Genomic DNA, 18,786 nt, shown 5'->3' on the forward strand with positions numbered 1-18,786 from the left:
CGACAAGATTTGCTATTATAATGATGTGAATGAAATCACAAACAAACTTATACCCCTTTGTTTGACCGTGAAAAATTTCTCCCATCCCCTTTGTTGTCTTGATGACGAGAAAAAGACTCGGCTTTTTGCCGAGTCTTTTTCTCTATTTATCGATCCGTGTAAGAGATATATCGCCAAAACGTTCCGTATTTAACAGGAACTCTTTCAACAATTTGTCTCAATTGAAGTTTTTTCATCTCCCTTTCCACTTCATTTAAAGTCATATCATATACAACAGCAATTTCTTTTGTTGCAACGAAATTAAAATAACTTAAGAATGATTCAAGCGGAGGAGGGGAAGAAGGCTCAGGATCAAATCCGAGCATTTCATGAATAAGTTCCACATAAATTTCATAAGGATAGTAGCCGGATATTTTAATTCCCTCATCTTCAATATTTTCATTAAAGAAGACGAGTGTTGGAATTTCATGTACTTCCATTTCAGAAGTAATTTTTAAATCACACTGAAATGCTTTGGCTGCACTGTTAGAGTGAAGATCTTTCATAAATTCATCAACGTCCAGCTGAACACTTTTGGCACATTCTATTAATACAGCTGGGTCGCAAATGTTTTGCTTTTCAAGAAAAAGAACTTCCTGCAGTTTTCTTAAAAAACGTATTCCAGCACGTCTCCCTTGAAGCTCTGCTGCTTTAATTGCAATAGAGGCGGCGTAAGGGGTAGAGATAGGATTTTCAAGCCATAAACTTCCGTCGCAGGACATCCCATAGCGACTAGCTGTTCGTTCCCATATTTGTGCAATGTTTTCAAACTTTTGTTTTTTAGTTAGGTTTAACGTTGCCAATTTGCCGCTCAGTATATGTCTAAGAGTAAAGTAGTGTCCATATTCAATAAGGAGCTTTTTTATGATTGGTTCAAGAGCCCAACATTCCGGGCATAATGGGTCAATAAATAAATAAATTTCTAAAGGTTTTGACTCACTTCCACAATGCTGGGAAATTAACCAAGTGTTCATCTCTTTCCCAGCTAACTTGTCGCTCAAGTGAATACTCCTTTCTCTGTAGAATTGTCTGGTGTATTAACCATATGATGAGCTGTTAAAACAAGCCGCTGAAAAAACTCTTCGCGCAATGGACCAGATAAGCCAATTTCATCCATTGCTTCATTCATACAAGAAAGCCATGCTTTTGCTCGTGTAGGTGTAATTTCGAACGGTAAATGGCGAGCTCTCAGCATTGGATGACCATGCTCTTTCGTATAGAGGGCTGGGCCGCCTAAATATTGTGTTAAAAATTGTTTCTGCTTTCTTGCTGTCTCTGTTAAGTCTTTTGGGAAAATCGGTGTTAAATCTGGGTGTTTTGCCACACGTTTATAAAAAGCTTCAACAAGCTTGGAAATCATTTCTTCTCCGCCAATCGCTTCATAAGGTGTCTCGAATTGCTTTGACATGTTCCAAAACTCCTTTAGAAAAATAAATATTATGTACTGTTATTTTAACAATCACGATGGTTTATCTCAAATAAAGCGTCTCAAAAAAGAAAAGCGGAGGCGGCTTGCTTAGCTCTCGAAGCCAAATGTTCTTCACCCGCAGAAGTGCTTGACACTTCGAGGGGGAAGGTTATTTGGCAGAAGAGAGCTAGTCGCCGAAGCTAGACAAAAAGAAAAGCGGAGGCGACCCAATTTCGCCTAAAGGCAGCTGACGAAATGTCGCCATCCTGGCTCCAACAAGAAAACCCGCCTTTGTTGAACAGCGGGTTTTGGTTATGAATAATATGTGTCCATTACCTTTTTCACATACGCTTGTGTTTCTTTAAATGGAGGAATTCCACCATATTTATCAACGTTTCCAGGACCTGCATTGTAAGCAGCAAGAGCAAGCGCAATATTTCCATTATAGCGGTCTAGTAAGTTTCTTAAATATTTTGTTCCTCCCTCAATATTTTCAACGGGGTCAAAAATATTATGGACACCTAACATTTTTGCTGTGCTTGGCATTAGTTGCATTAATCCGGCGGCTCCAGTGCGGCTCTTTGCATATGGATTAAAGTTCGATTCATGTTGAATGACGGCTTTAATTAAACGGGAATCGATATGATATTTTTCTGCTGCTTGATGAATAATCGCCTCCATATCTTCGCGTATGGCGTCAGTTTTCAAATTGGAAAGAGAAGGCGGTATCGTTGTTTGATTTACAATCGGTGCTTCTTCTTGTGAATTTGCGGTTTTTAGCTCACTGTTTAACATCTCTAACAAAAAAGTTTGGAAGGAAAATGATTCACTTGTATCGTTCGGTTTCATTGAATTTGGCGTAAAACTGCGCAACGCCTGTAATTCCATTAACATTTTCACTTGCTGAATGTTCATTGTTCTCCCTCAATTTGATATTTTTTTAAATAAAACCGTCTAATTTTATTATCGGTTTTTCGAATCGGAATGTTAAATGAACGGAGTAATTCTTCAAAAACTTGTTTTCCAAAAGTAAAATTAGTTGTTTCATATTCGATTTCATAGTCATCGGTTTGCAAGTAATGGCTATGGTCGAGTACAAGAATGCCCCCTTTATAGTCGAACTGAGCGCGATAGGTGGCAAGGGTGCCGAAATATTGAATGTGTTCTGGTTCAATACCTAAAGATTTGATAATCTCACTCATTTCTCCCTTCAGCATAGCTTGTCCATGAAGAAGAGAATAGGCTTCTTCCTTTGTAAGGGATTCGTGTGTTTCCAGCAGTCCTTCTTTGTGAGGCTGCTTTAATGTTAATGTATAAGACCCGTTTTTTAAACGAATACGTAAAGCAGCTCCTTTTTCTTTTAAAGAAAATTGCTGCGTATCAAAATAGTGATTTTCTTGATAAATAAACGCTTCATCAGAGACTTGGAACGCTTCTTTAAGTGTTATAAATTCTTCCTTTGTAAGTAAATTTTTAAACTCAATTTCCAATTCTTGCTTCATCGTTTTCGTCCTCTCCTGCTTTATACAATTATTATCTAATGTTCATGAATGAATATCAATGGTTTATTGTGCATAGGAGTAATGTGGTAAAATAGATGTGGATTGTTTAGTGGAAGGAGATAGTTATGAAGAAAAAGATAACGATTGAGAAAACAGAAAGACAACATAACAAACTGCTATTATTTCCTGCACCGCACTCTTTTTCACTTGAAGAGGCGAAGGCGAAAAACTATATGTTGGTGGACTCAGATGAGTTAGCGTTTGTATATATCATTGAAGTGGATAATGAGTTTATTTACATTTCAATTCCAAACTCTTTATGGACGGAGTTAAACGAAGCACTTAAAGCTCATCTGCCTGTTTTTCTGCAAGATGAAAACGTATTGCTAGAACTTACGGGAATGGCGGATGAATTGGCATACTTAATCGAAAACATTGATGGCAATGCCAATTATGGAGAAGAGATGGAAAAAGCGGTAAAAGAAGTATTTCTTGTATAACTTGTTTATGGTTGGTGGTGGTTGCATGACGAAACACTGGGATTTATTTTTAGCACCTTACAAACAAGCGGTAGAGGAATTAAAAGTAAAGTTGAAAGGAATGCGGGCGCAATTTGAAATGCAAGGTGTTCATTCACCGATTGAGTTTGTGACCGGAAGAGTGAAGCCGATTGCAAGCATTCTTGATAAAGCCCAAAAGAAAAACATTCCGCTCGATAAACTTGAAGAACAAATGCAAGATATTGCGGGGCTAAGAATGATGTGTCAGTTTGTTGATGACATCAAGACAGTTGTAGAGTTGTTGCGAAAGCGAAATGATTTTGAAATCGTTGAAGAGCGAGATTATATTACGCAAAAGAAAGAAAGCGGTTATCGTTCGTATCATGTTGTTATTCGTTATCCTGTGCAAACGATTCATGGCGAGAAAAAAATTTTAGTCGAGATTCAAATTCGTACACTTGCGATGAATTTTTGGGCAACCATTGAACACTCTTTAAACTATAAATATAGTGGTCGCTTTCCGGAGGACATTAAGCTGCGTCTGCAGCGTGCAGCGGAAGCCGCTTATCTTCTCGATGAGGAAATGTCAAAGATTCGTTTTGAGATTCAAGAAGCACAAGCTGTGTTTTCACGAAAACAAGAGGCTAAACAAGAGGATTGATGATGATGAAAAAGGATGGAAAAATGAAGTTTGCCATCACATCTAAAGGAGATGCGACATCGAATACGTTAATGCAAAAAATGAAAACGTATTTGTTAGATTTTGAACTGGAATATGATGAAGATCAGCCCGATCTTGTTATTTCTGTCGGCGGAGACGGGACGCTTCTTTATGCATTTCACCGCTACCGCAGCCGTCTCGATAAAACGGCGTTTATTGGCGTACATACAGGCCATCTCGGTTTTTATGCGGACTGGGTGCCTGATGAAATTGAAAAGCTGGTCATTGCAATTGCGAAAACTCCTTATCAAGTCGTAGAGTATCCGTTGTTAGAGGTGATTATTCGCTATAATAACGGGGGAAAAGAAGCAAGATATCTTGCCTTGAATGAATGTACAGTAAAAAGCGTGAGCGGCACGCTTGTGATGGACGTCGAAATTAAAGGGGATTTATTTGAGACGTTCCGTGGCGACGGGCTTTGCATTTCTACACCATCTGGAAGCACTGCTTATAATAAAGCGTTAGGCGGAGCGATTTTGCATCCGTCTTTGCAGGCGATTCAAGTAGCTGAAATGGCATCGATTAACAATCGTGTGTTCCGAACAATCGGCTCGCCACTTGTGCTTCCAGCTCATCACACGTGCTTATTGAAGCCAGTCAACGATGTGGACTTTCAAATCACGGTTGATCATTTATCTTTGCTTCATAAAGATGTGAAATCCATTCAATGCCGCGTTGCCAATGAAAAAATTCGTTTTGCCCGCTTCCGACCGTTTCCGTTTTGGAAGCGCGTCCGGGATTCGTTTATTTGTGATTAGAAAGAAACAGAAAGGACTAGAAAGTTGAAATCGTTTGTTTTAACTTGGAAGATTACCGAAAAAGATGAGGGGAAGCTTGTCCGCGAGTTTTTAAAGGAGCAAAACATCTCGCGAACAGCGTTAACCGATATTAAGTTTCACGGAGGCGGCATTTATGTGAATGGCAAGTTCGTCACCGTTCGGCATGTACTGCGGGCAGGAGAGGTGCTTGAAGTGCGTTTTCCGCCAGAGCAGCGCAGTGCCGACATGGTTCCACAGCCGCTTCCTCTTTCTATCGTTTATGAAGACGACTATTTGCTTGTCGTGAACAAGCCGCCGTTTATGTCTACCATTCCTTCGCGAGAGCATCCAACGGGAACATTAGCAAATGCTTTGCTTTATTATTATGATCAGCAACAGTTACCAACAACCATTCACGTTGTCACACGACTTGATCGGGACACCTCAGGCTTATTGCTGGTTGCGAAGCATCGCCATGTCCATCATCTGCTGTCAGAATTGCAAAAACGGGGACAAATCAAACGACGGTATGAAGCGGTTTGTCATGGTCAGCTAAGTCAAGATAAAGGAACAATTGATGCACCGATCGGCCGCAAAAGCGATAGTATTATTGAGAGAGAAGTGCGCGAAGACGGTCAAAGAGCAGTGACTCACTTTCAAGTGATCAAGCGAATGCAACATTATACGCATGTTTCATTGCAGTTAGAAACGGGCCGGACACATCAAATTCGTGTTCATATGAGCCATATTGGTCATCCACTTGTTGGGGATGAACTATATGGCGGGAGCAGGGAAAAATTATCACGTCAAGCATTACACAGCAAAGAGCTTTCGTTTTTCCATCCGTTTGTACAGAAAGAATATTGTTTTCAATCCGATCTTCCGGAGGATATGAAACGACTGATTGAACAAGAGGCTGACCCAGATACAAAGTGTTAGACCACTCAACACTATTATATATTGCTGGTGATGTGCCTGAACTCAGATACTTATGGCTCAGCCTCTTTCTTATATTAATCAAACTCTCTAAATTTTTCTTGTATAAAAGGCATGGTAGATGGAACGGACACAGTTTCCATTTCCGGATAACGCAGTGCTGTTAACTTCCCGCCAAAAACGCATCCTGTGTCAATGTTTACTGTTCGATTAACAGTGCGTGGCTCTTTTACTGGAGTATGTCCGTATATAATCCATGCCTTCCCTTTATAATGCTTTGCCCAATCTCGACGGACAGGGGTACCATCAGGATTCGTTTCCCCGGTAATATCTCCATACAGCACAAATGTCTGTACTTTTTTGTCATATCTTCCTATATAGTCAGCGCGAATGCCCGCATGAGCAATAACAAGTTTTCCACTGTCAAGCACTTCATAGAGGGGAGCGTTTTCGTACAACTTCATAAACTTTTTGCGAATCTCTACTTGCTTGTCAGAAGATAAAGATTCGTATTCCGCCACTGTTGTTTCAAGGCCGTGAGTAATTTGTACATTCCGACCTAGAAAAAAGCGATACAGCTTATTGCAGTGATTTCCTGGCACATAGTAAGCAAGTTTGCTGTTAACAAGACTATACACGGTTTCAATCATTTTCAACGACTGTGGACCACGGTCGGTTAAATCGCCAACAAAACCGAGTTTTCGTCCTTGTGGGTGAACAGGAATATTATTTTTCCACTCGTAGCCGAGTTTTTTTGTCAATTTTTTAAATTCATCATAACAACCGTGAATATCACCAATAATATCTATTTTCATGTTCTCACCAACTTTCAAAGTTTATTCTGTTCTAATCATCCATAAGTCTCCCACCTCTACAGGTGAGAGACAACGGACGTTAGAGGTACGATAAGTACAACTAATATCATTGGGTAGGGAATGAAGTTTCACTTTAATTTCATTTTTCGCAGAAATTTAATTACTAAACAAAAAAGCCGCAAAGACGCGGCTTTATTGACGATCGGAAGAAAACATAAACTTTTTCGTGCGCGAGCGGACATTTAAGACAAGGCCGATCGCAATCATATATGTGGCGAGCGAACTTCCTCCATAGCTGATAAATGGCAGTGGCAAACCTGTGATCGGCAAAAGCCCAATCGTCATACCGATGTTTTGAAATACTTGGAATGTAATCATGCCAATGACGCCTGCGCACAAATAACTACCGAATAAATCATGGCTTTCTAAAGCGGTATGAATCATTCGATAAACTAATAAGAAGAATAAAGAAATAACGATGCTGGCACCGATAAAGCCAAATTGTTCAGCAATGATTCCAAAAATAAAATCGGTATGTGCCTCTGGGAGATAAACTTCTAAATTTTGATATCCCTTTCCATAAAGTTCACCAGAACCGATTGCAAGCAAGGAGCGAATTAATTGGAAGCCTTGCTCATTAGAGTATTCGTAGGGTGCTAACCAACCGTAAAAACGGTCTAATTGATATTCCTTCAAAATATATTTATGGAAAAAGTCAGGGAATTTAAAGAAAATAAATACTAATGTAGCAGTAACAAAAATACCACTGAAAATAATGCCGAAAATAATGCGCCAGCGAATGCCAGAAACGAGTAGTAAAGAACCGAGAATAGCCGTAAAAACCATCGACATTCCTAAGTCAGGCTGTTTCATTAACAAGAGTAACGGAGGAAACGTCGCCAAAACCATTTTTCCTAATAGTTTAAAATCGTCCTGAATCGTCGGATTAGGATTTTTTTCTCTATGGTTAACAATAATGCGACTTAGTACAATAATCATAAAAATTTTCATCAGTTCAGACGGCTGGAAGTTACCAAGGGGACCAAGTGAATACCAGCTCGTTGCCCCTTTAATTGTTTGTGTTCCCGGCACTTTAAGTTCAAGTCCAATCAGCAGCAACATGCCAAAACCATACAAATACCAAGCAATTTGAAAGAAGCGGTCATAGTCGATAATCATCGTTGCTGCAATGACAAATGCACCAACACCGTACCACATTAACTGCTTTTGCGCAAAGTTTACCTCTTGCAGCTTCAGTGGCAAAGAAGGCTCGGCGCTGTCAATGGCAATCGCACTAATAATCGCCATTAAAAAGAGAATAAACAGCAAATTATAATCTAATTTTTGTTGTGGTGTTTTATCGTTTCCCATTTTTCACCCATCTCCATATTAAGAGCTTTACCATATCCATATTAGCTAATTCTATTATTTTTGCAAAGAGGAAGAGTTTAAATCAAGTAGAAAAACTTGCTTATTTCATTACAAATAAGGTAAGATTTATTACTATGTAAAAAGACACAATTATGTTCGAGAGGAGGTAATGATTACATGCGAAACTTATTAGAAAAACAATTAAAAAAGCGGGAGTATGAACAAATTACCGCTTCTCTCTTAAGCGAAAATATTGATGAGTTCCGCCAGTTGTTTTTAGATTTGCATCCATATGACCAAGCCAAATTTTATGTTGAACAAGAACAAGACATTCGTTTGCGTATGTATCATTACCTGTCTCCTAAAGAAATGGCCTCCATTTTTGAGCAATTAAAGATTGAAGATGAGAAATATAAAATTTACTTACAGGAAATGGATCCTACTTTTGCAGCGCAAATGCTTTCCTACATGTATACCGATGATGCGGTCGATATTTTAAATGAACTCGATAAAAGTGATGTCGCTAATTATTTAACGATTATGGGCGATGAGGCGGCAAAAGAAATTAAAGATTTGCTTCATTATAAGGAATATACTGCCGGAAGCATTATGACAACGGAGTATATCGCCATTCATGCCAATGAAACGGTTCAATCAGCGATGCAAATTTTAAAACGAGAAGCGCTGCATGCCGAGACGATTTATTATCTTTATGTTATCGATGAAGATAAGCGGCTTGTCGGTGTTCTGTCTTTGAGAGATTTACTCGTTTCCAATGACGATACAATGATTTGTGATATTATGAACGAACGAGTTGTTTTTGTGCTTGTTGATGATGATCAAGAAGAAGTAGCCCACAAAATGAGCGATTATGACCTTTTAGCGATTCCTGTTGTGGACTCCTCAAAACATTTGCTAGGGATTATTACGGTTGATGATATTGTTGATGTCATCGAAGAAGAAGCATCAGATGATTATTCAAAATTAGCAGGTGTAACAAATATGGATTCTATAGACAAGAATCCGTTTAGCGCAGCGAAAAAAAGATTGCCATGGCTTGTTATTTTATTGTTTTTAGGAATGATGACAGCAAGTCTTATTGGACGATTTGAGAAAACGATTGAGAAGGTGTCGATTCTTGCGGTATTTATTCCGCTTATTGCCGGAATGTCAGGAAATACGGGAACACAAGCGTTAGCGGTTGCGGTGAGAAGTCTTGCGATGGGGGATTTTGAACAAGAGGGGAAATGGAAGCTGATTGTTAGAGAAGCAGGAACAGGATTGATTACTGGAACAACTTGCGGTGCATTGATTACTCTAATTGTTTACTTATGGAAACATGATCTTTTTTTAGGACTGCTTGTCGGTTTTTCGCTATTAGCTACATTAACGGTGGCAACGGTTGCCGGGGCTCTTGTTCCGCTGATTATGTATAGGCTGAAAGTTGACCCGGCTGTGGCGTCAGGGCCATTTATTACAACGATTAATGATATTATCAGCATTTTAATTTATTTTGGGTTAGCGACAATATTTATGAACTATCTACTTTAAGGGGGCTGGAAATGGAAGAGCATGGGTCCATTACATCTTTGGTTATTGTCATCGTTGTTGCGTTTTTAACGCCAATTTTGCTACATCGATTCAGGTTGCACATCATTCCTGTTGTTGTCGCGGAAATTATTGTTGGATTAATGATAGGAAAAACAGGCTTTAATATTGTTAAGCCTGATGCATGGATTGAGATTTTGTCTACTCTCGGTTTCATTTTTCTCATGTTTTTAAGCGGACTTGAAATTGATTTTTCCTCTTTCGCTGGAAATAAAAAGAAAGAGAAACTCGCAAACGGAAAATATGCCCCGAATCCGTTTCTTATTGCCGCACTTATTTTTCTTGGTATTTTTGTCATTTCACTTGGACTTTCTTATTTGTTTGTGGTACTAGGCTATATCGATAATGCTTTTTTAATGACGTTGATTATTTCAACGATTTCACTGGGTGTTGTTGTACCGACATTAAAAGATGCGCAAATGATGAAAACGAACGTCGGACAAATTATTTTGCTTGTTGCTGTTATTTCTGATTTAGTAACGATGATTTTATTAGCTGTGTTCGTTTCTATTTATGATACGGGACACGGCAATACATGGCTGTTGCTCGGATTGTTTGTTGTCGGTGTTTTATTTTATTTCCTTGGTAAATATTTCCGTAATCTTTCGTTTATGGAGACGATGGCAAAAGGAACGATACAGATTGGAACAAGAGCGGTATTTGCGCTTATTATTGTTCTTGTTGCTCTGTCAGAAACATTAGGTGCAGAGAACATTTTAGGTGCTTTTTTAGCGGGAGTGCTTGTTTCGATGCTTTCTCCAAATCAAGAGTTAGTTCATAAGCTCGATTCATTCGGCTATGGTTTTTTAATTCCCATTTTCTTTGTGATGGTTGGGGTCAACCTTGATTTGGGTTCATTGTTCGCAGAACCAAAAATTTTATTGCTTATCCCATTATTGTTTATCGCGTTAGTGATTTCAAAAATGGTTCCTGTTTATATGATGAGATTTTGGTATGATAAAAAAACGGCGCTTGCTTCCGGTTTTTTGTTAGTATCGACCCTTTCGCTTGTCATCGCAGCTGCGACGATTGCTGAGCGTATGAACATGATTGGTGAAGAAATGAAAGGAGCGCTCATTTTAGTAGCTGTATTGACGAGTATTATTTCGCCGATTTTATTTAAAAAGCTATATCCAAAATTATCAGAAGACGAACATAAGCTGAAAGTGCATTTTATTGGTGCTAACCAATTCACATTACCTGTAACGCGAGAATTGGATGAAAAGCTATATGGCGTGACATTGTATCATACAAAGCAGGAAAAAATTGAACTACCAATCGCTCAACCTGTATTTCCAATCGTTGAAGTAAATGACTATGCTCTTGAAACATTAAGCAGTGAGCAAGTATTTACAGCGGATATTCTTATTGCCTCTACAGGCACTGAACAGTTAAATGCGGAAATCGCCATATTTGCGAAAGAACAAGGTGTCGAGAGAGTCATTGCCCTTGTCGGAACATCGGAGCTTGATGAGAAACTGAGAGCGATGAATATTGAGGTTATTTCCATATTATTTTCAACAAAAGCATTATTAAAAGCGTTGATCGAATCGCCAAGTGTTGTTAATATTCTCACGAATCAAGAATCTGCTTTGTACCAAATCGAAATGAACAATTTACAATATGATGGTGTCATGCTGCGACACTTTCCGTTTACCGGCGATTGTATTATTGTTCGGATTTTTAGAGGCAAAGATTCGATCGTTCCACATGGAGATACGGAACTGCATATCGGTGATCGTCTTGTTGTTACCGGTTCAAAAGAATATGTCGATGAACTGCGAAGAGTGTTAGAATTTTGCATGACTTAAAAGGGACTGCCCAGAAGTATCTAACCTTACGTGCAATCCACCATATATCGTGTTTTTATCCAGTGGTTATAGGATAGTTGCAGTGGCTGATACTTTTCCTTGAGGGGCAGTTTCTTTTTTGTTATAATGAAATTAATACTTGGTACTAATAACAAATAATAAAATAGAGTTCAATATATTTAGGAGGATGACAAAATGAATTTATCCTTAAAAGGCCGTACATATGTTGTCATGGGAGTAGCCAATAAACGAAGCATCGCTTGGGGAATTGCTCGTTCATTGCATGCGGCGGGTGCTAGACTCATTTTTACATACGCAGGCGAACGCTTAGAAGCAAGTGTCCGTGAATTAGTGGCAACGCTTGAAGATGAAACTGCGCTTGTACTTCCTTGTGATGTGACAAACGATGAGGAAATTACGAAATGTTTTGCTGAGATTAAAGAAAAAGTTGGTGTCATTCACGGCGTGGCTCACTGCATTGCGTTTGCAAATAAGGAAGATTTAAGCGGCGAATATATGAACGTAAGTCGTGACGGCTTTTTGTTAGCGCATAATATTAGCTCTTATTCATTAACGGCTGTGGCAAGAGCGGCAAAAGATTTGATGACAGAAGGCGGCAGCATTGTAACGATGACATATCTTGGCGGCGAGCGTGTCGTGCAAAACTATAACATTATGGGTGTTGCCAAAGCTTCGCTTGAAGCGAGTGTGAAATATTTAGCCAATGACTTAGGAAAATACGGAATTCGCGTCAATGCCATTTCCGCTGGTCCAATTCGTACATTATCAGCAAAAGGTGTCAGTGACTTTAACTCCATTTTAAAGGAAATTGAAGAACGTGCTCCATTGCGCCGTACGACAACGCAGGAAGAAGTAGGCGACACGGCATTATTCTTGTTCAGCGACTTATCTCGCGGTATTACAGGTGAAAATATTCATGTCGACTCTGGTTACCACATTTTAGCCCGGTAAAAAGAAAAGCGGAGGCGGCTTGCTTATCCCCGAAACGCGCTGGAGGACCCGCGAGGAGGCTGTTGCCGCCACAGCGGGGCCGAAGCGTCGCGAGGGGATAGCCGCCGAAGCTAGACAAAAAGAAAAGCGGAGACGCCCTGCTTAGCCGCGATGGGCAAATGTTCTTCCGGAGCAAGAAGTCGCTTTTTGACTTCGCTCCGGAAGGTTATTTGTCCCCGAGCGGCTGGGCGCCGAAGCTAGACAAAAAGAAAAGCGGAGGCGACTCACTACAATCTGAACCGTTTAGTTTATCAATTGAAATAAAAAAGAAAAAGCTGTCAACGGGGTTTAACCGTTACAGCTTTTTTCTTTTTGTTGGCGAACATTTTATTCGCAATTCTGAAAGAAAGAAGCATATATATTTTATATAAAAAAGTAAGGAGGGCGTGTAATGAAAACACATCAAGCTGTTCCTAATTCTCCACTCCTATATATTGTTCAACCCAAACTAAAGCAGACAGTAACCTATATGCAAGAAACATTTATAGCACACACCGAAAAAGTGAAAAAGCAGACTGAAGAGTCTCAGACTATAAAAGAAACAGAGGGACATTTAAGAAAAGCGTTTGAAACAAAGGGTTTTCAAGAAATGACACTTGGTGAAAAGTTGAATTTTTTAGCTAACCTTCCTGCTCATCTTTCGAAGATCAAGTGTAATTTGATCATCGACAATAAAAATTATGAAGGGTATATAATCGAATATAAAGATAAACAAGTAATATTTCAAACTGCAAAAGATAACGAAAGAGTAACGATTTCAACGGAAAAAATTGCTTCTCTCACGCTAATTGGTATAGGAGAGGAACAAACGCTTGTCAATAAAGAGGAAAAGTAGAGTTTTTTCAATGATCAAGTCTTAAAAAAGGAGCGTCTCATTCCGTATGAGACACTCCCGCTTTTCTTTTTTGAACGATGTTGTATGCTTTCGTATAAATGGCTTCTAACCGTGCTGCTACATGTGTGAATTGAAAATGTTCCTCTACATAGTTTCGTCCGTTTTTCGCCATTTGCGCAGCTTTTTCTCGATGAGAAAGCATAAAATGAATTGCTTTCGAGAATGATTGAATATTTTGATAGTCGTCAATGACAAACCCATTTTTCATATGATGAATCACTTCAGCGTTCCCACCACGATTGGTTGTAATAATCGGGACCCCTGCAGCCATCGCTTCATAGTGTACTCTCGCTAGCGGTTCATGCCATTGAGAACTGCAAACGAACACATCACTCATTAATAAAATATGTGGAATTTTTTTAGAGGGGATGTAGTTTGTAAAGATAATTTTCTCTCCATATGGTTTGGCTAAATGATGCAATCGTTCAACATAATCATTCCATCCGTTATCACTAAACCATCGCCCGCCAACAATGACTAAAACAGCATCAGGGTGGCAGGAAAGAACCTCACTCATACATTGAATGAGTATATGAGGTCCTTTTGTTTTACTTAATCGGCCAATAAACAAAATCACTTTTTTATTTGCAACATTCCATTCTTTTCGCATGGATTCACGAATCTTTTGCCCTGTTTCTGTCCATACCGGAACATATTGCTCAAGGTCAATACCAGAATAGACGACTTCAATCTTGTCAGAAGGCAGTTCATATCGTCCAGTAATCGTATGCTTAATGTACTCACTGACAGTCGTAATGATGGTGCTTTGCTGTATTGCTTGTTCGGCTAACTCTTTAGTGATTTTTAAAGGAGAAAACATGTCATTATGAACACTTAACACAAAAGCGCTTGTCGGTGAAGCCTCTTTATATTTAACGAGATTTGCTGGACGGTTGAAGACATGAATGACGTCAAATGTGTGTTTAGTTAATTCAGTAGCGACATTTTCTTCGTACGTTTCTTTTGGAAAGCGAATGTATTCAATGTTGTTTCTTTTTTCTTTTAATGGTAAGGAACAATCTGTTATAGAGAATATTATAAGTTGATGTTTTTGGCTAATGAATGGGGCAACTCCATCAATCATGAGCTGAATCGCTCCACCTTTCACAGCAGGAGAAGGGAGTTTTTCTGTACATATAAAAGCGATTTTCATGATATTTCATCCTTATAAATGAAGCGTATATAGTCAATTTCCCTTTGCAATCCTTCTTTTAATGTGATGGTTGGAGCATAGTTTAAATAACGCTCTGCAGTAGAGATATCAGCCCATGTATGCTTAGGTTCTCCGATGACGGTTTTGGTATAATGTCTCTTCGCTTTTTTTCCTGTCAGTACCTCTAATAAATCAATAATGTCATTAATTGATGCTCGTTCTTTTCCACCGATATTGATGGTTTTTCCAATCGTATTTGTATTCCCTAAGACAGCTGCCGTTCCGCTTACACAATCAGAAATGTACGTAAAATCCCGTGTTTGCGTTCCATCTCCGAAAATGGTAATTGGTTGATTCGTTAGTATTTGTTTGATGAAACGGTGAAAGGCCATATCGGGTCTTTGGCGAGGGCCATAAACGGTAAAGTAGCGCAAAATAACGATAGGAATTTCAAAACTTGTTTTGTATACTTTGCATAAATGTTCGGCTGTTAATTTTGTAATCCCATATGGTGATAATGGTGTTGGCTCCATTCCTTCTGATACTTTTCCTATTTTTTCTCCATAAACAGAAGATGTTGAAGCAAAAATAAACTGTTTCAGCGGAAGGTTTTTACAAGCTTCTAACAACAATTGAGTTGAAGAAATGTTATGGTCAACGTATGTTCGAAAGTCTCTTCCCCAACTTGTACGAACACCTGGCATTCCTGCCAAATGGTAAACAACATCTATATCTTTTAAAAGTTCATGAAGGTCAATGGAGAGAAGATTTTCTGAAATGAACGTGAACCTTGGATGAAGAATGAGTTTTTCTAAATTACATTTTTTGATATTAGATGGGGTAGGACCAATGAAATAATCGATACCAATGATCGTATTATTTTCATCTTCCAATAACTTTTCACATAAATGAGAGCCAATAAAGCCAGCAGCGCCAGTAACGAGAATGTTCATCCCCGACCAACTCCTACATAATGTAATCCATACTGTTCTATCTTGTTGCGATCAAGGCAATTGCGTGTATCGAAAATAATCGTCCCTTTCATAAGTTGCCTTACTTCCGACCAATCTAACTCTTTAAATTCATTCCAATCGGTTGCAATAATAACACAATCAGCGTCATGAATAGTAGAAGTGATTGAGTCCTTTTGGATGACATTTGCAGGAAGAGGATTCTCTAACTTCGCTTGTGGATCATAAGTATGAATTTCGCAGTCTAATTGGCTCAAGCATTGAATGAGTCGTTTAGCCGGTGAGTAGCGTGTATCATCGGTGTTCGGTTTAAAGGCAATTCCTAAAACAGCGATTTTAAGATGAGTAAAATGAGGGAAAAGCATTTTTAATTTTTCCATATAAATATCAATTTGTGTCTCATTCACTGTTTGTACTGCTTGTAAAATATAAGGTTGAATGTTTTTCGAAAGAGCAGTTCGTTCAAGTGATTTTACATCTTTTGGGAAACAAGAACCTCCATATCCTAAGCCGGCTTGTAAAAAATGCGGACCGATTCGCGGATCTAGTCCGATCCCTTTTGCAACATCGTTTACATCTACTTGAAATGCTTCGCAAATGCGAGAAATTTCATTTATAAATGAAATCTTTGTAGCTAAAAAGGCGTTTGAAGCATATTTAATCATCTCTGCTCCATTTAAGCTAGTAATCACGTAAGGAGCGTCGATTCCGGTATATATTTTTTGTATAACTGCTAATGACTGATGATCGCCAGACCGAAGACCTACAACAATTTTGTCAGCATGGAACATATCATGAATGGCAGAGCCTTCTCTTAAAAACTCCGGGTTTGAGACGATGTTGAAAAGTTCCGGACAGACACCTTTTTTAATCAACTGTTTATACATCCATTCATTCGTTCCAGGAGGCACAGTGCTTTTAGTAATAATGGTTTTATACGAGTTAATGCGGTTTGATAGCTCATCAATCACTGAATCAATATATGATAAATCGGTACTTCCGTCTTCTAAAGAAGGGGTACCAACACAAATGAAAACGACGGAAGCTCTCTTTATATAATCATCGAGGCAATCAGTAAAGGTGAGATGATTATAATTTTTATCAATTAATTCTTTTAGGCCTGGCTCATAGATAGGAACTTTACCGTTATTTAGCATTTCTATTTTTTGTTTGTCTTTGTCGACACAGTTTACTTCATGGCCAAGTTCAGCAAGAACGGCAGCGGTTGTTAAGCCTACGTATCCGGCGCCTATTACACATATATTCACAAATAGTACACTCCCCTCAATAAAAAGTATGTGGCTCTTATAGCGTATTAATGGACAGGTCTAATATGTTACAGTTGCAGATACCCAATGTGGCGGAGTGCAGTGCCTATTTTCTTTAGACAACTTTCCTTGCTGCTATGTAACGAATACGATAAAGATAAAGAAAATAGAGGGGGAAATGAACATGGTAAAGAGAGCGATTATTCCGGCAGCAGGATACGGTACTAGAAGTTTGCCGATTACAAAGGTGATCCCAAAGGAAATGTTCCCCATCGGAGTGAAACCAGCTATTCAGTTTGTAGTAGAAGAGGCGATCGAATCGGGAATCGAAGAGATTTTAATTGTCGTTTCAAGAACAAAAAATTTAATTATGGATTATTTTGATCATTCTCTTGAATTGGAAGCGTTTTTAGAAAAGAAAAACAAAACACATTTATTGAGGAAAGATTTTGTTCCTAACATACAGCTTTATTACACACGTCAACCATATGCGAAGGGGCTCGGTGACGCTGTGCGTTTAGGAAAGTCGTTTGTTGGGAACGAACCATTTGCGGTTCTTTTGCCTGACGACATTATATTAGGAGGAAAGAAGCCCGCGATAAAGCAGTTAATAGAAGAGCATGAGATTCATGGTTATAGTGTAATTGGACTTAATAAAGTTGATGCGGAACATTTGCATAAATATGGCGTTATAGCAGGGAAAGAGCTTGGTAATCAGATTTATAATGTTATGGATATTATCGAAAAACCGAAAGAAAATCCACCATCCAACTTAGCTGTCATTGGAAGATATGTGTTTACTCCTTCCATATTCTCATATTTGGAATTATTAAATCCGCAAGAAGGAGAAGAGGTTCAGCTGACAAATGCAATAAAAGAATTACTAGCCAAAGAAGCATGCTATGGTAAAATTCCCGATGGAAAAAGGTTTGATATAGGTTCTCCACATGATTATATTTCTCTAGTAAATATGATTTATCAGAAGGGCATATAGAAGTAGAGAAGCTTGTTCCAAAAGTTCAAAGAGTAAAGCCAGCCTTTTGTCGAAAAGGGCTGGCTTTACTCTTTTATTCATCCTCCTCATTATCTACACTCACATCTTTGTCTGTTAGTACTGGTAAGTCAATCGAAGTGATATCGCTGCTGTTTAAAATAGTTAAGCGATTGCTACCTTTATAAAATCGATCGTTCCAAAAAGATGCTTTATTGTGGTTTATGTCAAATGCTAAAAATACAGCATTATAATACGTCTGTTCTCCCACATGAATATTTACTTCTGTTCCAGGTTCGAGATTGCGTAATATTTCATGCACGCTATTATGTTGCTCAACTTCCTGATGTTGTTGCTGACGTTGTTTTTTTATGAAATTTTGGTTGAAAATAATTTTATTCATGATTTTCTCTCCCTCCTACTTATAGTTAAAGCGTCTATACCATCATATGTTTCCATCTTTTGGTGCGGATGGTCATCAGCCTAAGAATAAAAGGAATTTTTTATCATTTGCATTTCGTCCATCTCATAAACTATATAGAAACTTTGGATCGATAAAGGCGGGGGATTTATGCTAAGCTCCTTTGAATTTCTTATTCTTTTTTTGGCGAGTTTTCGGTTAACACGATTAATTGTGAATGATACAATTACTTCATTTATTCGAAAACCGTTTCATGAAATCGTAGAGGAACAATTGCCAGATGGTTCAATGCAAACATTTTTAAAAGTGAAAGGAACCGGCTTAAAATACTGGATTGGTGAACTATTGAGTTGTTATTGGTGCACAGGGATATGGAGTTCGGCTTTTCTATATATAGGTTATTTAGTTTGGTCTAGCATTTTTACACCGATTATATTTATTTTGGCGATTGCTGGCTGCGCTGCCTTAGTGGAAGTGGTTGTGGAAAGATTGTCATAAGAGATTGGGGAGAGAAGCGCATAGTTCTAAGAGAAAAATGATTGATTTTACTTGAAGTATACTGACTCAATCATCTAAGAAATATAAGAGGATTAGAGGATTTGCTATC

The 18,786-nt window shown here is 38.6% G+C and carries 20 protein-coding genes; 10 read left to right on the forward strand and 10 right to left on the reverse strand.

Going from position 1 to position 18,786, the window contains the following annotated elements:
• Nucleotides 1-146 precede the first annotated feature (146 nt).
• From HNQ85_RS11825 to HNQ85_RS11840, 4 genes are all read right to left on the reverse strand, one after another.
• A complete protein-coding gene (locus tag HNQ85_RS11825; protein ID WP_281363462.1) occupies nucleotides 147-1,040 on the reverse strand; it encodes a ClpXP adapter SpxH family protein in 894 nt (297 codons plus the stop codon).
• Nucleotides 1,037-1,447, reverse strand: a complete 411-nt coding sequence (locus tag HNQ85_RS11830) for a globin domain-containing protein (RefSeq protein WP_181537926.1) — start codon at nucleotides 1,445-1,447, stop codon at nucleotides 1,037-1,039. The genes HNQ85_RS11825 and HNQ85_RS11830 overlap by 4 nt, the downstream gene beginning before the upstream one ends.
• 312 nt (nucleotides 1,448-1,759) lie before the next feature.
• Nucleotides 1,760-2,362, reverse strand: coding sequence for a lytic transglycosylase domain-containing protein (locus HNQ85_RS11835; protein ID WP_181537927.1), 603 nt, complete (start codon nucleotides 2,360-2,362; stop codon nucleotides 1,760-1,762).
• Nucleotides 2,359-2,949: a CYTH domain-containing protein gene (locus tag HNQ85_RS11840; RefSeq protein ID WP_181537928.1), complete on the reverse strand. Its 591-nt coding sequence runs from the start codon at nucleotides 2,947-2,949 to the stop codon at nucleotides 2,359-2,361. The genes HNQ85_RS11835 and HNQ85_RS11840 overlap by 4 nt, the downstream gene beginning before the upstream one ends.
• Nucleotides 2,950-3,074: 125 nt before the next feature.
• Between HNQ85_RS11840 and HNQ85_RS11845 the strand changes: the two genes are divergently transcribed.
• The 4 genes from HNQ85_RS11845 to HNQ85_RS11860 are packed head-to-tail and all read left to right on the forward strand — an operon-like array spanning nucleotide 3,075 to nucleotide 5,867.
• On the forward strand, nucleotides 3,075-3,449 hold the full coding sequence (locus HNQ85_RS11845; RefSeq protein WP_181537929.1) for a UPF0738 family protein: 375 nt from the start codon (nucleotides 3,075-3,077) through the stop codon (nucleotides 3,447-3,449).
• 25 nt (nucleotides 3,450-3,474) lie between these two features.
• Complete coding sequence (locus tag HNQ85_RS11850; RefSeq protein ID WP_181537930.1) at nucleotides 3,475-4,110, forward strand: GTP pyrophosphokinase; 636 nt, start codon at nucleotides 3,475-3,477, stop codon at nucleotides 4,108-4,110.
• Between the two features lie 23 nt (nucleotides 4,111-4,133).
• A complete protein-coding gene (locus HNQ85_RS11855) occupies nucleotides 4,134-4,928 on the forward strand; it encodes an NAD kinase (protein WP_181537976.1) in 795 nt (264 codons plus the stop codon).
• 24 nt (nucleotides 4,929-4,952) lie between these two features.
• Nucleotides 4,953-5,867: an RluA family pseudouridine synthase gene (locus HNQ85_RS11860; RefSeq protein ID WP_181537931.1), complete on the forward strand. Its 915-nt coding sequence runs from the start codon at nucleotides 4,953-4,955 to the stop codon at nucleotides 5,865-5,867.
• 74 nt (nucleotides 5,868-5,941) lie between these two features.
• Here the strand turns inward: HNQ85_RS11860 and prpE are convergent, their stop codons facing one another.
• Nucleotides 5,942-6,679, reverse strand: a complete 738-nt coding sequence (prpE, locus tag HNQ85_RS11865; protein ID WP_181537932.1) for a bis(5'-nucleosyl)-tetraphosphatase PrpE — start codon at nucleotides 6,677-6,679, stop codon at nucleotides 5,942-5,944.
• Between the two features lie 192 nt (nucleotides 6,680-6,871).
• Nucleotides 6,872-8,050, reverse strand: a complete 1,179-nt coding sequence (locus HNQ85_RS11870; protein WP_181537933.1) for an FtsW/RodA/SpoVE family cell cycle protein — start codon at nucleotides 8,048-8,050, stop codon at nucleotides 6,872-6,874.
• Nucleotides 8,051-8,227: 177 nt separating this feature from the next.
• Here HNQ85_RS11870 and mgtE point away from each other — a divergent pair, with 177 nt between their 5' ends.
• The 4 genes from mgtE to HNQ85_RS11890 all read left to right on the forward strand — a co-directional run bounded on the left by mgtE (nucleotide 8,228) and on the right by HNQ85_RS11890 (nucleotide 13,315).
• Nucleotides 8,228-9,601 carry a magnesium transporter gene (mgtE, locus tag HNQ85_RS11875; RefSeq protein ID WP_181537934.1) on the forward strand — a complete coding sequence of 458 codons (1,374 nt, stop codon included), beginning with the start codon at nucleotides 8,228-8,230 and terminating at the stop codon, nucleotides 9,599-9,601.
• 11 nt (nucleotides 9,602-9,612) lie between these two features.
• Nucleotides 9,613-11,469 (forward strand): monovalent cation:proton antiporter family protein, encoded by a 1,857-nt coding sequence (locus HNQ85_RS11880; protein WP_181537935.1) that lies wholly within the window; start codon nucleotides 9,613-9,615, stop codon nucleotides 11,467-11,469.
• A gap of 195 nt (nucleotides 11,470-11,664) precedes the next feature.
• A complete protein-coding gene (gene fabI / locus HNQ85_RS11885) occupies nucleotides 11,665-12,441 on the forward strand; it encodes an enoyl-ACP reductase FabI (protein ID WP_181537936.1) in 777 nt (258 codons plus the stop codon).
• A gap of 430 nt (nucleotides 12,442-12,871) precedes the next feature.
• Nucleotides 12,872-13,315, forward strand: a complete 444-nt coding sequence (locus HNQ85_RS11890; RefSeq protein ID WP_181537937.1) for a CotO family spore coat protein — start codon at nucleotides 12,872-12,874, stop codon at nucleotides 13,313-13,315.
• Between the two features lie 37 nt (nucleotides 13,316-13,352).
• Here HNQ85_RS11890 and HNQ85_RS11895 read toward each other — a convergent pair whose 3' ends face one another.
• From HNQ85_RS11895 to HNQ85_RS11905, 3 genes are read right to left on the reverse strand one after another with little or no spacing between them, the layout of a single operon-like run.
• Nucleotides 13,353-14,528 carry a glycosyltransferase family 4 protein gene (locus HNQ85_RS11895; RefSeq protein ID WP_181537938.1) on the reverse strand — a complete coding sequence of 392 codons (1,176 nt, stop codon included), beginning with the start codon at nucleotides 14,526-14,528 and terminating at the stop codon, nucleotides 13,353-13,355.
• Nucleotides 14,525-15,481 carry an NAD-dependent epimerase/dehydratase family protein gene (locus HNQ85_RS11900; RefSeq protein ID WP_181537939.1) on the reverse strand — a complete coding sequence of 319 codons (957 nt, stop codon included), beginning with the start codon at nucleotides 15,479-15,481 and terminating at the stop codon, nucleotides 14,525-14,527. Before HNQ85_RS11900 ends, HNQ85_RS11895 begins: the two co-directional genes overlap by 4 nt.
• Entirely contained in the window at nucleotides 15,478-16,767 is a 1,290-nt protein-coding gene (locus HNQ85_RS11905) for a nucleotide sugar dehydrogenase (RefSeq protein WP_181537940.1), read from the reverse strand. The genes HNQ85_RS11900 and HNQ85_RS11905 overlap by 4 nt, the downstream gene beginning before the upstream one ends.
• A 184-nt stretch (nucleotides 16,768-16,951) precedes the next feature.
• On the opposite strand from HNQ85_RS11905, the gene HNQ85_RS11910 reads away from it, so the two are divergent.
• A complete protein-coding gene (locus tag HNQ85_RS11910; RefSeq protein WP_181537941.1) occupies nucleotides 16,952-17,761 on the forward strand; it encodes a UTP--glucose-1-phosphate uridylyltransferase in 810 nt (269 codons plus the stop codon).
• Nucleotides 17,762-17,834: 73 nt separating this feature from the next.
• Here HNQ85_RS11910 and HNQ85_RS11915 read toward each other — a convergent pair whose 3' ends face one another.
• The gene (locus HNQ85_RS11915) at nucleotides 17,835-18,161 is read right to left on the reverse strand and encodes a hypothetical protein (RefSeq protein ID WP_181537942.1); all 327 of its coding nucleotides are present in this window, start codon (nucleotides 18,159-18,161) and stop codon (nucleotides 17,835-17,837) included.
• 168 nt (nucleotides 18,162-18,329) lie between these two features.
• Between HNQ85_RS11915 and HNQ85_RS11920 the strand changes: the two genes are divergently transcribed.
• Nucleotides 18,330-18,677, forward strand: coding sequence for a DUF1360 domain-containing protein (locus HNQ85_RS11920; protein WP_181537943.1), 348 nt, complete (start codon nucleotides 18,330-18,332; stop codon nucleotides 18,675-18,677).
• The last annotated feature ends 109 nt before the right edge of the window (nucleotides 18,678-18,786 follow it).

Source organism: [Anoxybacillus] calidus (assembly GCF_013760845.1).
Taxonomy (GTDB): Bacteria; Bacillota; Bacilli; order Bacillales; family Anoxybacillaceae; genus Paranoxybacillus; species Paranoxybacillus calidus.

Excerpts from the sequence above, each read along its gene's own strand:
- HNQ85_RS11900 (WP_181537939.1), bottom strand. The coding sequence starts at position 15,481 with ATGAACATTCTCGTTACTGGCGCTGCTGGCTTTATTGGCTCTCATTTA.
- HNQ85_RS11890 (WP_181537937.1), top strand. The coding sequence starts at position 12,872 with ATGAAAACACATCAAGCTGTTCCTAATTCTCCACTCCTATATATTGTT.
- HNQ85_RS11830 (WP_181537926.1), bottom strand. The coding sequence starts at position 1,447 with ATGTCAAAGCAATTCGAGACACCTTATGAAGCGATTGGCGGAGAAGAA.
- HNQ85_RS11840 (WP_181537928.1), bottom strand. The coding sequence starts at position 2,949 with ATGAAGCAAGAATTGGAAATTGAGTTTAAAAATTTACTTACAAAGGAA.
- HNQ85_RS11910 (WP_181537941.1), top strand. The coding sequence starts at position 16,952 with ATGGTAAAGAGAGCGATTATTCCGGCAGCAGGATACGGTACTAGAAGT.
- HNQ85_RS11920 (WP_181537943.1), top strand. The coding sequence starts at position 18,330 with ATGCTAAGCTCCTTTGAATTTCTTATTCTTTTTTTGGCGAGTTTTCGG.
- HNQ85_RS11855 (WP_181537976.1), top strand. The coding sequence starts at position 4,134 with ATGAAGTTTGCCATCACATCTAAAGGAGATGCGACATCGAATACGTTA.
- HNQ85_RS11870 (WP_181537933.1), bottom strand. The coding sequence starts at position 8,050 with ATGGGAAACGATAAAACACCACAACAAAAATTAGATTATAATTTGCTG.
- HNQ85_RS11845 (WP_181537929.1), top strand. The coding sequence starts at position 3,075 with ATGAAGAAAAAGATAACGATTGAGAAAACAGAAAGACAACATAACAAA.
- prpE (WP_181537932.1), bottom strand. The coding sequence starts at position 6,679 with ATGAAAATAGATATTATTGGTGATATTCACGGTTGTTATGATGAATTT.
- HNQ85_RS11880 (WP_181537935.1), top strand. The coding sequence starts at position 9,613 with ATGGAAGAGCATGGGTCCATTACATCTTTGGTTATTGTCATCGTTGTT.
- HNQ85_RS11895 (WP_181537938.1), bottom strand. The coding sequence starts at position 14,528 with ATGAAAATCGCTTTTATATGTACAGAAAAACTCCCTTCTCCTGCTGTG.
- fabI (WP_181537936.1), top strand. The coding sequence starts at position 11,665 with ATGAATTTATCCTTAAAAGGCCGTACATATGTTGTCATGGGAGTAGCC.
- HNQ85_RS11915 (WP_181537942.1), bottom strand. The coding sequence starts at position 18,161 with ATGAATAAAATTATTTTCAACCAAAATTTCATAAAAAAACAACGTCAG.
- HNQ85_RS11835 (WP_181537927.1), bottom strand. The coding sequence starts at position 2,362 with ATGAACATTCAGCAAGTGAAAATGTTAATGGAATTACAGGCGTTGCGC.
- HNQ85_RS11850 (WP_181537930.1), top strand. The coding sequence starts at position 3,475 with ATGACGAAACACTGGGATTTATTTTTAGCACCTTACAAACAAGCGGTA.
- mgtE (WP_181537934.1), top strand. The coding sequence starts at position 8,228 with ATGCGAAACTTATTAGAAAAACAATTAAAAAAGCGGGAGTATGAACAA.